We start from the raw sequence: 13,814 nt of genomic DNA, 5'->3' as shown, positions 1-13,814 counted from the left end.
ATGCTGAGGAGAAGCGCCGTCATCCCGCCGGAGCTGTTGACCGGCATGTGGAGGCTCCCTAGATTGAGTGCTGGGTCACAGTCGGACGAGAGGAAGGGACAAGGGTGTCCAAGGTCAGAGACAACGCCGCCGAGCTGCTGGCGGAGAGCCTGCGGGACGGCATGACGCTCGCCGTGGGCGGGTTCGGGCTGAGCGGGATCCCCCGGGATCTCATCGACGCGGTGCGGGACTCCGGGGTCACGGACCTCACGGTGGTCTCCAACAACATGGGCGTGGACGGCAAGGGCCTCGGGGTCCTGCTCGAGAACCGCCAGGTGAAGAAGGTCCTCGCCTCCTACGTGGGCGAGAACAAGCTGTTCGCCCAGCAGTACCTGGACGGCGAGCTCGAGGTCGAGTTCAACCCCCAGGGCACCCTCGCCGAGCGGCTCCGGGCCGGCGGCGCGGGCATCCCCGCCTTCTACACGAAGACCGGGGTCGGCACCCTCGTGGCAGAGGGCAAGCCGCACGCCGAGTTCGACGGCGAGACCTACGTGCAAGAGCGCGGCATCGTCGCCGACATCGCCCTGGTCCACGCCCACACCGGGGACGCCGACGGCAACCTCGTCTACCGCTACACCGCGCGCAACTTCAACCCGATCGTCGCGACCGCCGGGAAGGTCACCTTCGCCGAGGTCGAGCACGTCGTGGCGGTCGGCGAGATCCACCCCGACCACATCGTGACCCCGGGCGTCTACGTCCAGCACGTCGCGCAGTACAGCGGCGCGCCCAAGGACATCGAGCAGCGCACCGTCCGCGCCCGCCCCGCCGGGCGGGCCACCCAGCAGAACGGAGACCAGGCATGAGCTGGACCCGCGACGAGATGGCGGCGATCGCCGCCGTCGAGCTCTCCGACGGCGACTACGTCAACCTCGGCATCGGCATCCCCACCCTCGTGGCCAACAACCTGCCCGAGGGCGTCGACGTGGTGCTGCAGTCCGAGAACGGCGTGCTCGGCATGGGCCCGTTCCCCTACGAGGGCGACGAGGACCCGGACCTCATCAACGCCGGCAAGCAGACCATCACGCTGCTGCCCGGGGCCTCCATCTTCGACTCCGCCACGTCCTTCGGGATGATCCGCGGCGGCCACGTCAAGATCGCGATCCTCGGCGCCATGCAGGTCTCCGGCACCGGCGACCTCGCCAACTGGATGATCCCCGGCAAGATGGTCAAGGGGATGGGCGGCGCCATGGACCTGGTGGCCGGCACCCCGCGCGTCGTCGTGCTGACCGAGCACGTCACCAAGGACGGCTCCGCCAAGATCAAGACCGAGTGCGACCTCCCGCTCACCGGGGTGCGCGTGGTCGACCGCATCGTCACGGACCTGTGCGTGTTCGACGTCGAGGACGGCGGGCTCGTGCTGCGCAGCCTCGCCCCCGGGGTCACCGAGGACGAGATCCGCGAGAAGACCGAGGCGTCCTTCCGCACGGACCTGCAGGACGTCACCCCCGACACCGTCCCCACCGAGACCGCCGCCGCCGGCGGCGCTGAGGAGAACCGATGAGCACCGCCACCGACGTCGTCGTCCTGTCCGGCGCCCGCACGCCCCAGGGCAAGATCCTGGGCCACCTGGCGTCCTTCACCGCGGCCGAGCTGGGCGCCCACGCCATCCGGGCCGCGCTCGAGCGCGGCGGGATCGCCCCCGAGCAGGTGGACTACGTGCTCATGGGCCACGTCCTGCAGGCCGGCGCCGGGCAGAACCCGGCCCGCCAGGCGGCCGTCACCGCGGGCATCCCGCTGAGCGTGCCCGCCGAGACCGTCAACAAGGTCTGCCTCTCCGGGCTCGTGGCCATCACCAACGCCGCCCGGATGATCCGCGCGGGCGAGGCCGAGATTGTCGTGGCCGGCGGCCAGGAGTCCATGACCAACGCCCCGCACCTCGCGATGGGCGTGCGGCAGGGCAAGAGCTACGGCGATCTCAAGCTCGAGGACGCGGTGGCCAAGGACGGGCTCGTCGACGTCGCCGCGTGCGTGTCCATGGGCTCGCTCACCGAGTCCGGCAACAGCGAGCGCTCGATCTCCCGCGAGGAGCAGGACCAGGTCGCCGCCCTGAGCCACCAGCGCGCGGCCCGCGCCGCGGAGGAGGGCGTCTTCCGCGACGAGATCGCCCCCGTGTCCGTCCCGCAGCGCAAGGGCGACCCGCTCGTCGTCGACACCGACCAGGGCGTGCGCCCCGACTCCAGCGCGGAGTCCATGGCGAGGCTGCGCCCCGCGTTCGCGAAGGACGGCACGATCACCGCCGGCAACTCCTCGCCGCTCTCGGACGGCGCGGCCGCCGTGGTCCTGACCAGCCGGGAGTACGCCGAGCGCCACGGCCTCGAGTACCTGGCCGTGGTCGGTGCCCCGGGCCAGGTGGCCGGGCCCGACACCTCGCTGCACTCCCAGCCGTCCCGGGCGATCGAGGCCGCGCTCGAGCGGGCCGGCTGGTCCGTGCAGGACCTGGACTTCATCGAGATCAACGAGGCGTTCGCGTCCGTGCTGATCCAGTCCCTGCGCGACCTCGACTACCCGCAGGAGCAGGCCAACATCCACGGCGGCGCCGTGGCCGTCGGGCACCCGATCGGTGCCTCCGGGGCCCGGCTGGCGCTGCACGCGGCGTTCGAGCTCTCCCGCCGGGGCTCCGGCCGGGCCGCGGTGTCGCTGTGCGGCGGCGGAGGTCAGGGCGAGGCGCTGCTGCTCTACCGCGACTGACCCGCGTCCCGTCCGCTGACCCGCGGGGGCCCGGGTGACCACGAAAAATCGTGGTCACCCGGGCCCCCGCGGGTCATTCGATGATCCTGAGGTCACGCGCGTCGAGCTCCCTGCGCACGAGGGCCACCAGGTCGTCCGGCCGGTGCACCACGGTGGCCCAGTCCGTCCGCAGGATCCGCCACCCGGCATTGGCGAGGTCCTTCTCCCGCCGCCGCTCCTGCACGAGGACCCGGTCGGTGGGGCCGTGGTCGTAGTACTTGGTGTCGCCGTCGAACTCCAGGAGCAGTCGCTGCACCCGCCACCCGAAGTCCCCGCGATACAGGCCGTGCGGCGTCCGGACGCGCACCTGCAGCTCCGGCCGGGGCAGTCGCGCGCGAAGCAGCACCAGCCGGGTCAGCGTCTCGCCAGGCGACTCGGAGCGACCGTCGGCGAGGTCGAGCACCCGCCGGGCCCGGCGGCACCCCGGCGCGCCGGCGCGGCGCTCGAGCAGGGCGAGGAGTTCCGCGCGCTCGGTGCCCCGGCGGAGGGCGTGGTCGGCGGTCACCACCGCCTCGCGGAGGGGCAGGGTGGACGCGCAGTCCAGCACGGTGCGGGGCACGGACATGGCCAGCAGTTCGCCCACTCGGACGACGTGCTCCGGCGGCAGCTCGGCCCAGTGGTGGACGCAGGTCCGGTTGTTCCGGGAACCGCGGCCGGGCGGAGAGACGACGTGCGGTGCCGCCGGTCGGTGCAGCAGGTCAAGGCCGTGGAGCAGCGCCGCCGAGGAGTGCCCGAACACCGGGGCACTGGCGGCGCGCAGGGCCAGGGCGGCGTGCATCTGCCGCAGCCGTCCCTCCGCTCCCAGGTCTCGCCACCAGGACGGTGTCGCGTACACCCCCTGCCGGATCCGGAGGAGGTCGCCCCGGCGGACGGCCCGGGTGACGGTGGACGGCGAGAGGCCGAGGTCCTGCAGCGCTTCAAGGGTCAGGAGCCGGCTGGGCAGCGTGGTCATGGGGTCAGGCTCACCGCGGCGGGGCCCGCCCGTCCGAGGTCCGGCCCGGCACGGGGACGGTGCCGGGAGGGGGATGCGTGGGCGCCCGGCGTGCAGTGCGGACGGAGCTCGACGCGCCTGACCCCGGAATGACCCGATGACCCGCTGGGGCCCGGGTGACCACGATTTTTCGTGGTCACCCGGGCCCCAGCGGGTCATCCGGCGAGGGGGTGATCTGCGGTCCCGGGGGTGCTCCGTCCGCAGGGCTACTTGCGGGCGCGGGCGCCGATCCGCTCGCGCTGCTCCATGAGCTTCTCCAGCAGCGTCACGAGCGTGTGCTGCTCCTCCTCGGTGAGGGCCTCGGCCCACTGGCTCTCCCGGTCGTTCTGCGCCCGGAACGCCGTGCGGATCTTCTCCTGGCCGGCCTCGGTGAGGTGCAGGGTCACGGACCGGCCGTCGGCGGCGGAGGCCTCGCGCCGGAGCAGGTCCTTGCCGACCAGCGTGCCCGTCAGGTTGGAGACCGCCGCGCGGCTCATCCCCGTGAGGCGGGCGGCCTCGTGGGGGTTGAGGGGCCCGGCCACCCAGAGGACCAGGAGCAGCCGGAAGCTCGACCAGGTCCCGCCGGCGGGGCGGTGGATCGACGACTCGAAGTCGTACACCGCGGTGGACGAGGACCGGTTGAGCGAGAGGAACACCCGGTTGGCCGCGAGGTCGGCATCGGGGAACTCCTCGGAGATCCGGCGCTGGGCGGCCTGGACGAAGGACCAGTAGTCGGGCAGCGCGGCGGCGGAGGGCGTCGCGGTGGACGCCTCGGTGGGCGTCGCTGGGGGCTCGGTGCGGTCGGCGAGGGGCATGGCGTCGATTCTAGGGGAGGGGTTGCCCCATATAATACAACGCTTTACTATCTGGGGGAGAGCTGGATCACAGACCGCCACACGCAAGGAGACGGCCATGGCCTACTACCGGCAGCTGGGCCCGGTGCCCCGGCAGCGGCACACCCTCTTCAAGGACGACGAGGGCAGGATCCTCTACGAGGAGCTCATGGGCGAGGAGGGCTTCTCCTCCGACTCGTCGCTGCTCTACCACCGGCACATCCCCTCGGCGATCGTCGGGACGCGCGGCTGGGAGCTGCCCGACCAGACCCTGACCCCCAACGACCCGCTGCTGCCGCGGCACCTGAAGCTGCACGAGCTGTTCACCGAGGAGCAGGCCGCCGGGACCGACGCGGTGACCGGCCGCCGGCTGGTGCTGGGCAACGCGGACGTGCGGCTCTCCTACGCCTGGGTGGGGAAGACCTCCCCGCTGTACAAGAACGCCGTGGGCGACGAGTGCGTCTACGTGGAGCGCGGCTCCGCCCTGGTGGAGACCCAGTTCGGCCCGCTCGAGGCCGTCGAGGGCGACTACGTCATGATCCCGCGCGCCACGATCCACCGCTGGGTGCTGCGGGAGGGCGAGACGGCCCGGCTCTACTTCGTGGAGGCGAACTCCCACATCACCCCGCCGCACCGCTACCTCTCCAAGTACGGGCAGCTGCTCGAGCACGCCCCCTACTGCGAGCGTGACCTGCACGGTCCCACCGGCGTGCTCCTGCGGGACGAGACCGACGTGGACGTCTACGTCAAGCACCGCGGCCGCGGCCCCTCGGGCCTGGACGGGACGGTCCACGTCCTGCCGCAGCACCCCTTCGACGTGGTGGGCTGGGACGGGTGCCTCTACCCGTACACCTTCAACATCAAGGACTACATGCCGATCACCGGCAAGGTGCACCAGCCGCCGCCCGTGCACCAGGTCTTCGAGGGCCGCAACTTCGTGATCTGCAACTTCGTGCCCCGGAAGGTCGACTACCACGAGCTGGCCGTCCCGGTGCCCTACTACCACTCGAACGTGGACTCCGACGAGGTCATGTTCTACGTGGACGGGGACTACGAGGCGCGCAAGGGCTCGGGCATCGGCAGGGGCTCGATCTCCCTGCACCCGGGCGGGCACCCGCACGGCCCGCAGCCCGGGGCGATCGAGAAGTCCCTGGGCGTGGAGTACTTCGACGAGACCGCCGTCATGGTCGACACCTTCGCCCCGCTGGAGCTGGGCGAGGCCGGCCTGGCCGGCGACGACGGCAAGTACGTCACGTCCTGGACCCCCGGCCGGGAGTGGACCGGCGGGCTCTGGTCGAACTCGTGAGCGCCGCCCCGACCACGGAGACCGCCGAGCGGCGCGTCCCGGCCCAGTTCGTCGGGTTCTTCGACGACGCCGCGACCTTCCCACCGGGACTCGCCCCGCTGGAGAAGGCGGTCACGGACCACGTGGCGCGGTGGGCGGACCCGCTCGTCGCCGCCGTGGGGCCGGCCGTGCTGGCGCTGCACGACCTGCCGGAGGCCCGGCGCATCGCGGCCGGCCTCGACCGGGAGGGGAGGCCCGTGGAGGTCTCCGCCGTCGTTCCCGCCGGGCAGCTGCACGCAGCCCTGGAAGCGGCCGGGGAGCTCGGTCCTGAGCTGCAGGTCGTCGCGGTCGAACTCAGGACCGACCCGTCGGACACCGATGCCTGGCAGGCGCAGATCACCGAGGCGGCCCGGGTGCAGGACGTCCCGGTCTACGTGGAGCTGACCGCGGACCAGGTCCGCGGCGGGGCGCTGGAGCTGCTGGAGGGCACCGGGCTGCGCCTCAAGCACCGCACCGGCGGGATCGAGGCGCACCTGTTCCCCAGCCCCGAGCAGCTGGCCGCGGTGCTCACCGAAGCCGTGGCCGCCCGGATCCCGTTCAAGCTCACCGCCGGCCTGCACGAGGCCGTGCGGTACACGAACCCCGCCACGGGGTTCACCCACCACGGCTTCCTCAACATCGCGATGGCCACCGAGGCCGCCCGCGCCCACGAGCCCGCCGAGCGGGTGGCCCCGCTGCTCACCGAGACCGACCCGGCACCGCTCGTCGAGCTCGCCCGGGCCTCCGACGGGTCCTGGCGCGGGTCCTTCACGTCCTTCGGGACGTGCAGCGTGGGCGAGCCCGCCGCGAGCCTCGAGCGCCTCGGCCTCTTCCCGCACGGCCTCACCTGACACGGCGCCCTCCCGCCCCGGGACCACCGGGGCGGGAGGGCGCCGCCGTCGCCACCGTCCCCCCCACGTCCAAGGAGATCCACCCCGTGAGCACCGCCGCCGACCGCTTCGCCGCCGAGGGCTTCGGCCCCGAGAACCTGCCCTACGCCTCCTTCTCGCCCACCGGCGGGGACCCGCGCCTGGGGGTGCGCCTGGGGGACCGGGCGATCGACGTCGCCGCCCTGGCCGCCACGGTGGAGGGGCTCGACGACGCCGCGCGCGCGGCGGTGTCGGCCCCGAACCTGGACGCGCTGCTCGCGGCCGGCCACGGGACCTGGACCGCGCTGCGGGCCTGGCTCGTCGAGGTCGTGACCGCCGACGGGCTCGCGGACACGGTGGAGCAGGCCTCCCACCCGGTGGACGGGATCGCCCTGCACATGCCGTTCACGGTGGCCGACTACGTCGACTACTACGCCTCCGAGCACCACGCCTCCAACGTGGGGAAGATGTTCCGTCCGGACCAGGCCCCGCTGCTGCCCAACTGGAAGCACCTGCCCGTGGGCTACCACGGCCGCGCCGGCACCGTGATCCCCTCCGGCAAGGACTTCCCCCGGCCCAAGGGCCTGCGCCCCGAGCAGGACGGGCCGCCCAGCTTCGGCCCCTCCCGCCGCCTGGACATCGAGGCGGAGCTCGGCTTCGTCCTCGGCGGGGCGGCCCCGGCCGGGGAGGTCTCCCTGGAGCAGGCGGCCGCCGAGCACCTCTTCGGCGTGGTGCTGTTCAACGACTGGTCCGCCCGCGACATCCAGGCCTACGAGTACGTCCCCCTGGGCCCCTACCTGGGCAAGTCCTTCGCGTCCTCGATCTCGCTGTGGGTCGTGCCCTGGCAGGCCCTGTCCGCGGCCCGCGTGGCGCCCCCGGCGCGCGAGCACGAGCTCGCCCCCTACCTCGACGACGAGGGCAAGGAGCCGTGGGGGCTGGACATCACCCTGGGCGTGAGCGTGGACGGCCGGACCGTCTCGCACCCCCCGGCGTCCACCCTGTACTGGACCGCACCCCAGATGGTCGCGCACATGAGCGTCAACGGCGCGTCCCTGCGCCCGGGGGACTTCTTCGGCTCCGGCACCGTCTCCGGGCCGGAGAAGGACCAGCGCGGGTCCTTCCTGGAGCTCTCCTGGGGCGGCAAGGAGCCGTTCGCCCTGCCCGGGGGCACCGAGATGACGTTCCTGGCCGACGGCCAGAGCGTGACCCTCACCGGCACCGCGCCCGGCCCCGGCGGCTCCGTCATCGACCTCGGCGAGTGCACCGCCACGATCCTGCCCGCCACCTGAATACTGGTCCCGTCCCCCGCCGGTGACCACGATCACCCCCGCCGAGCCCGCCGCGCCGCGGCCGGCGGGGGAGGGCGTGGTCGCCCGCGCGCCCGCCGACAGCAGGAGTCCCCGCCATGAGCACCGGCACCCGTGAACCCGCGATCGCCCGGGCGATGCGGCCCGTCAACTCGGTCGTCGAGAAGTGCATCCCGTCCGCGCTGAACTTCGCCATCCTGCTGAGCGTCGCCGTCGGGCTCATGGCCCTGCTGCTCACCGACGCCGGACCCGCCGACGTGCTGCGCGGCTGGGGCGAGGGGCTCGCCGGGCTGCTCGCGTTCATGACGCAGATGGCGCTGATCCTGCTGCTGGGCCACGCCCTCGCCAACACCCGTCCCGTGCGCCGGCTGCTCGGCGCCCTGGCGCAGGTGCCCCGGACGCCCCTCCAGGCGTACGTGTTCGTGTTCCTGGTGGCGGCGGCCGCCTCCCTCATCACGTGGGGGCTCGGCCTCGTCGTCGGCGCCCTGCTCGCCCGCGACGTCGCCGCCGCGGGGGACCGCCGCGGCCTGGAGCTGAGCTTCCCGATGCTCGTGGCCTCCGGGTTCTCCGGGTTCGTGGTCTGGCCCATGGGCTACTCCGGGTCCGGGCCGCTCACCGCGTCCACCCCCGGCTCCTTCATCGAGGAGCAGCTCGGACGCACCGTGCCCATCACCGAGACCACGTTCTCCGCCTGGAACCTCACCGCCGTCGTCGCCACCGTGGTCCTCGTCGCGCTGGCCCTGTGGCTCATCGCGCCCCGGGCCGTGGACCCCGCCCACCGGATGACCGCCGCCGCCCTCGCCGCCTCGGAGCAGACGGTCACCGAGGAGGAGGTCGTCACCCCCGCCGACCGGCTCGACGCCAGCCGGGTCCCCACCCTGGTCGTGGGGCTGGCGCTCGCCGGCTACCTGGTGCTGCACTTCGCCGAGGGCGGGACGGTGACGCTCGACGTCGTGAACTGGATGTTCCTGGGCCTGATCTTCCTGCTCGCGCGCAACGCCTTCGAGGTCATGGCGCTGATCAAGAACGCCGCCGCGAACGTGGGCGACATCCTCCTGCAGTTCCCGCTCTACGCCGGGATCATGGGGATGATGGCGGCGACCGGCCTGATCCAGGTGCTCTCCGACTCGGTCGTGGCCGTCGCCACGCCCCAGACGCTGGGGCTGCTCGCGTTCCTCTCGGCGGGGCTCGTGAACTTCTTCGTCCCCTCCGGCGGCGGGCAGGTGGCCGTGCAGGCCCCGATCCTGCTGGACGCCGGCGCCCGCCTCGACGTGGACCCGGCCGTGGTGATCATGGCGATCTCCTACGGCGACCAGTGGACCAACATGATCCAGCCGTTCTGGGCGTTGCCGCTGCTGGCCATCGCCGGGCTCAAGATCCGCGACATCCTGGGCTACACCACCGTGGTGCTCGTGGTCTCGGGCCTGGTGTTCGGGGCGACCCTGCTGCTCGTCGGCGCGGGCTGAGCGGGCCTCGGCCCGCGCCGCCGGCTCCGTGCCGCTGGATCCGTGCCGCGGCGGCCGGGGAGCGTGTGCTCAGGCGGTGCGCTCCGGGGCGCCGCGGCCGGTGCCGTGACGCAGGAGGTCGGCGCTCGAGGGCACGCGCGGGTGGTACCGGCGGTCGAGGAGGGTGTTGGCCGCCCAGCTCAGCAGGTCCCGCTCGCGGACCGGCAGGTCCAGGCACTGGTGCAGGTACGCGCTGACCTCGAGCTCGTCGGCCGTCCCGCCCAGGTACAGGTAGCGGACCCAGAGCCGGCGGTGCCCGATCGACGCCCGCTCGAGCGCCCGGTGCAGTCCGACGGCCTGTTCCCGGCCCAGGGAGTCCTCCATCGTGGTTCCTTCCGTGCGGTGCGGGGGTGCGGGGGTGCGGGGGTAGGGGGTGCGGAAGCAGGGTGCTCGAGCTCCGGAGGGAGCACGCACCCGCACCCACAGGCTCCACGGTAGGAAAGCGGCCGTACCAGGACCACGGTATTAGCGGAGGTACACCATTGTGTCCGAGTGTGAGGGAACGCCCGGCCGGCACCCAGGCGACGCCGAGCCGCCCGGCCGGCTCAGGAGCCGACGACCGCCCCGTAGAGCTCCTCGAAGCGGGCGCGCGCGGCGCGGTAGTGCTCCGCGCGTCCGGGCACCGGCCGGTGCTCCGGCCCGTAGGGCGGGGAGGCCCGCTCCACGTCCGGGGCGAGGCTCTCGAGGGCGAGCAAGGCGGTGCCGCGCAGGGTCGCCCGCTTGAACTCGGCCCGCGCCACCGGCTTGCCGAGGGCGTCGGCGAGCAGCTGCAGCAGCTCCGGCACGTCCTGCGACGCGCTGCCGGAGGCCACCACGCGGTCCACGCCGCCGGCGGCGTCCTCGAGCTGCTCGGCCACCCGGGCGTACGAGACCGCGACGCCCTCGAGCACCCCGCGGGCCAGGTCGGCCCCGGTGCTGGAGGCCGAGACGCCGGCGAACACCGCCCGGGCGCCGCCGGCCCAGCCCGTCGAGCGCTCGCCCGTGAAGAACGGCAGGACCACGGGGGTGGATCCGGACACGTCCGCGGCGGCGACGTCCGCGAGCGCGGTGCCCTCCGGCAGGGCCACCGTGCGCTCGAGCCAGGCGAGCGCCCGGCCGACGTCGTTGAGGGCCCCGCCCAGCAGGCACCGCCGCGCGTCCACGCGGTAGCACCACAGCCCCGGCGGCACCCGCTCGGGGATCCGGTGCAGCAGCACGCGCGCGGCCCCCGAGGTGGCGGTGGACACGACCATCGTCGAGGCGTCGGTGCCGCCCGTGCCGAGGTTCGCGCTCAGCCCGTCGGCCACCGGCGCGAACCACGCCGCGCCCTCGAGGACCGGCCAGCGCTCGGCCACGGACGCCGCGACGTCCGGGATCGGCTCGTGCGGGTCGGCGAGCGGGTTGAACTGCTCCGCGTCCAGCCCGCAGGCCAGGAGCAGGGGCTCGTCCCACCGGCCCGTGCGGCGGTCCAGCATCCCGGTCCACGCGGCCGTGGCGGTCCCGGCGCGCGCGGTGCCCAGCAGGCGCAGGTGCACGTACTCGCCCAGGGACATCCACCGCCGGGCCCGCCCCCACGCCTCCGGGTCCGTCTCCCGGAGCCACCGCAGCCGCGGGGCCAGGTACGAGGTGTGCAGGCGGGCGCCCGTGCGCTGCAGGGCGGCGGGCTCGTCGAGCTCGCCGCGCAGCCCGGCCAGCTGCTCGGCGCACCGGGAGTCGGCGTAGGTGAAGCACGTGGTGACAGCGGCGCCGTCGGCCCCGACGCCGACCAGCGAGGACGCGAAGGTGTCCAGGGCGACGCCCGCGACCCGGCCGGCCAGTGCGGGGTCGGCCAGGACGAGGTCGAGGACCGCCGCGAGCTCCTCCGTCACCTGGTCGGGGTCGATCACGGAGGTCCCGTCCGCCGCGGTGGTGAACTCGTGCTCGATCTTGTGCCGGTAGCCCCGCACGGGGGTCCCCGTGGCGTCGTGCAGACCGCCCCGGCTGCCCGTGGAGCCGACGTCCAGGGCCATCACCAGCGGATCGAGGGCCTCGCGCAGGTCCACGCTGAACGCGGCGCCGTCGTCCGGCCGTGGGGGCGTCGGGTGGTGGCTCATGGTCGGCTCCTCCTGGGGGCTGCGCGGCTGGCCCCAGTGTAGGAGGCGGCGCGGCGCGACGGTCACATCGTGAGACGCGGGTCCGCCCACCAGGACGTTGCGGTCGAAAAGCGTATTCTGGACGGCGGACCGCCGGCGGCCGGCCCGGGTGCCCCACGGCCCGTGCGCCGCCCGCCCCGCCACCGGACATCCCCGACCGAGGAGACCCAGCTCCGCCATGCCCCACCTCCGCTCCCGCACCTCGACCCACGGCCGCAACATGGCCGGCGCCCGCGCCCTGTGGCGCGCCACCGGCATGGGCGACGACGACTTCGGGAAGCCGATCGTCGCGATCGCGAACTCCTACACGCAGTTCGTGCCGGGCCACGTGCACCTCAAGGACATGGGCGACCTCGTGGCCTCCGCGATCCGGGAGGCGGGGGGCGTGGCCAAGGAGTTCAACACCATCGCGGTCGACGACGGCATCGCGATGGGCCACGACGGGATGCTCTACTCCCTGCCCTCCCGCGACATCATCGCGGACTCCGTGGAGTACATGGTCAACGCCCACCGGGCCGACGCCCTGGTCTGCATCTCCAACTGCGACAAGATCACGCCGGGCATGCTGCTGGCCGCGCTGCGGCTGAACATCCCGGTGGTCTTCGTCTCCGGCGGGCCCATGGAGTCCGGCGAGGCCGTCGAGGGCGTCGTGGAGCACCGCCTGGACCTCGTGGACGCGATGTCCATGGCCGTCGACGAGTCCGTCACCGACGAGCAGCTGGGCCAGATCGAGCGCAACGCCTGCCCCACCTGCGGGTCCTGCTCGGGCATGTTCACCGCCAACTCCATGAACTGCCTCACCGAGGCCCTCGGCCTGTCCCTGCCCGGCAACGGCACCACGCTGGCCACCCAGGTGGCCCGCAAGGAGCTCTTCCTCGAGGCCGGCCGCCGGGTGGTGGACCTGTGCTGCCGGTACTACGAGCAGGACGACGAGTCCGTGCTCCCGCGCAACATCGCCACCAAGGCCGCGTTCGAGAACGCCATGGCCCTGGACATCGCCATGGGCGGGTCCACCAACACGATCCTGCACATCCTCGCCGCGGCCCAGGAGGGCGAGGTCGACTTCACCCTCCCGGACATCGACGCCCTGTCCCGCCGGGTGCCCTGCCTGTGCAAGGTCGCGCCGAACTCCACCCGGTTCCACATCGAGCACGTGCACCGCGCCGGCGGGATCCCCGCGCTCCTCGGCGAGCTGCGCCGCGCGGGCCTGCTCAACGAGGACGTGCACGCGGTGCACGCCCCGGACCTGGCCACCTGGCTGGACGAGTGGGACGTCCGCAGCGGCCGGTCCTCGGAGCGCGCCCGGGCGCTCTTCCACGCCGCGCCCGGCGGCGTGCGCACCACGCAGGCGTTCTCCACGGCCAACACGTTCGAGTCCCTCGACCTCGACGGCGAGGACGGCTGCATCCGCTCGGTGGAGCACGCCTACACGCGGGACGGCGGCCTGGCGATCCTCTACGGCAACATCGCCGAGGACGGGGCGGTCATCAAGACCGCTGGCATCGACGAGGAGCTGTTCCACTTCGTGGGCAGGGCCTTCGTGGTCGAGTCCCAGGACGAGGCCGTCTTCGAGATCCTGTCCAAGAACGTGGAGCCCGGCGACATCGTGGTCATCACCCACGAGGGCCCCAAGGGCGGCCCGGGCATGCAGGAGATGCTCTACCCGACCTCCTACCTCAAGGGTCTCGGCCTCGGCCGGGAGTGCGCGCTCATCACCGACGGCCGCTTCTCCGGCGGCACCTCCGGCCTCTCGATCGGGCACATCTCCCCGGAGGCCGCCGCCGGCGGGGCCGTGGGCCTCATCGAGACCGGCGACGAGATCGAGATCGACGTCGCCCGGCGCGTGCTGCGCGTGAACGTGGACGACGCGACGCTGGCCGCCCGGCGGCAGGCCAGGGGGCCGGCCCCGTGGTACCCCACGAAGCCGCGCGAGCGCCAGGTCTCCAAGGCCCTGCGCGCCTACGCCTCGATGGTCACCTCCGCGGACAAGGGCGCCGTGCGCGTGATCTGACCCGCTCCGGCCGTGATCGCGGGGCCCGCGGGGGCATCGAGACGCGGGTCACTTCCACTAGAGTTCCGTCGGGGCGCGCAACCGCTGCGCCCGGTCTTTCACGCGGGCCCCGCAGACC

At 73.4% G+C, this 13,814-nt stretch carries 12 protein-coding genes; 8 read left to right on the top strand and 4 right to left on the bottom strand.

What is annotated here, in order from left to right; all coding sequences use genetic code 11:
• Positions 1-104: 104 nt before the first annotated feature.
• Genes RF644_RS01610 through RF644_RS01600 form a run of 3 tightly spaced genes read left to right on the top strand, consistent with a single transcriptional unit; the run spans position 105 to position 2,727 of the window.
• A complete protein-coding gene (locus RF644_RS01610; protein WP_368795086.1) occupies positions 105-842 on the top strand; it encodes a CoA transferase subunit A in 738 nt (245 codons plus the stop codon).
• Positions 839-1,540 (top strand): CoA transferase subunit B, encoded by a 702-nt coding sequence (locus RF644_RS01605; RefSeq protein WP_115163072.1) that lies wholly within the window; start codon positions 839-841, stop codon positions 1,538-1,540. The genes RF644_RS01610 and RF644_RS01605 overlap by 4 nt, the downstream gene beginning before the upstream one ends.
• Positions 1,537-2,727 carry an acetyl-CoA C-acetyltransferase gene (locus tag RF644_RS01600; RefSeq protein ID WP_272027338.1) on the top strand — a complete coding sequence of 397 codons (1,191 nt, stop codon included), beginning with the start codon at positions 1,537-1,539 and terminating at the stop codon, positions 2,725-2,727. The genes RF644_RS01605 and RF644_RS01600 overlap by 4 nt, the downstream gene beginning before the upstream one ends.
• A 73-nt stretch (positions 2,728-2,800) precedes the next feature.
• Here the strand turns inward: RF644_RS01600 and RF644_RS01595 are convergent, their stop codons facing one another.
• Together RF644_RS01595 and RF644_RS01590 are read right to left on the bottom strand one after the other, a co-directional pair.
• Entirely contained in the window at positions 2,801-3,718 is a 918-nt protein-coding gene (locus tag RF644_RS01595) for a type IV toxin-antitoxin system AbiEi family antitoxin domain-containing protein (protein ID WP_368795085.1), read from the bottom strand.
• Between the two features lie 245 nt (positions 3,719-3,963).
• Positions 3,964-4,551 carry a MarR family winged helix-turn-helix transcriptional regulator gene (locus tag RF644_RS01590; RefSeq protein WP_368795084.1) on the bottom strand — a complete coding sequence of 196 codons (588 nt, stop codon included), beginning with the start codon at positions 4,549-4,551 and terminating at the stop codon, positions 3,964-3,966.
• Positions 4,552-4,648: 97 nt separating this feature from the next.
• On the opposite strand from RF644_RS01590, the gene RF644_RS01585 reads away from it, so the two are divergent.
• The 4 genes from RF644_RS01585 to RF644_RS01570 all read left to right on the top strand — a co-directional run bounded on the left by RF644_RS01585 (position 4,649) and on the right by RF644_RS01570 (position 9,535).
• Positions 4,649-5,875: a homogentisate 1,2-dioxygenase gene (locus RF644_RS01585; protein WP_368795083.1), complete on the top strand. Its 1,227-nt coding sequence runs from the start codon at positions 4,649-4,651 to the stop codon at positions 5,873-5,875.
• Complete coding sequence (locus RF644_RS01580; RefSeq protein ID WP_368795082.1) at positions 5,872-6,744, top strand: hypothetical protein; 873 nt, start codon at positions 5,872-5,874, stop codon at positions 6,742-6,744. Before RF644_RS01585 ends, RF644_RS01580 begins: the two co-directional genes overlap by 4 nt.
• Before the next feature lie 86 nt (positions 6,745-6,830).
• Complete coding sequence (gene fahA / locus RF644_RS01575) at positions 6,831-8,051, top strand: fumarylacetoacetase (protein WP_368795081.1); 1,221 nt, start codon at positions 6,831-6,833, stop codon at positions 8,049-8,051.
• Positions 8,052-8,167: 116 nt separating this feature from the next.
• Positions 8,168-9,535 (top strand): short-chain fatty acid transporter, encoded by a 1,368-nt coding sequence (locus tag RF644_RS01570; RefSeq protein WP_368795080.1) that lies wholly within the window; start codon positions 8,168-8,170, stop codon positions 9,533-9,535.
• Positions 9,536-9,604: 69 nt separating this feature from the next.
• On the opposite strand, the gene RF644_RS01565 is transcribed toward RF644_RS01570, so the two are convergent.
• Entirely contained in the window at positions 9,605-9,898 is a 294-nt protein-coding gene (locus RF644_RS01565) for a hypothetical protein (protein WP_368795079.1), read from the bottom strand.
• 221 nt (positions 9,899-10,119) lie between these two features.
• Complete coding sequence (locus RF644_RS01560) at positions 10,120-11,646, bottom strand: gluconokinase (protein ID WP_368795078.1); 1,527 nt, start codon at positions 11,644-11,646, stop codon at positions 10,120-10,122.
• A gap of 217 nt (positions 11,647-11,863) precedes the next feature.
• On the opposite strand from RF644_RS01560, the gene ilvD reads away from it, so the two are divergent.
• Complete coding sequence (gene ilvD, locus RF644_RS01555) at positions 11,864-13,696, top strand: dihydroxy-acid dehydratase (RefSeq protein ID WP_035927896.1); 1,833 nt, start codon at positions 11,864-11,866, stop codon at positions 13,694-13,696.
• The last annotated feature ends 118 nt before the right edge of the window (positions 13,697-13,814 follow it).

The organism is Kocuria sp. CPCC 205258, assembly GCF_040981005.1.
GTDB lineage: Bacteria > Actinomycetota > Actinomycetes > Actinomycetales > Micrococcaceae > Kocuria > Kocuria rosea.
The sequence above is the reverse complement of the archived record's forward strand: the minus strand, read 5'-3'. Positions and strand labels throughout refer to the sequence as shown.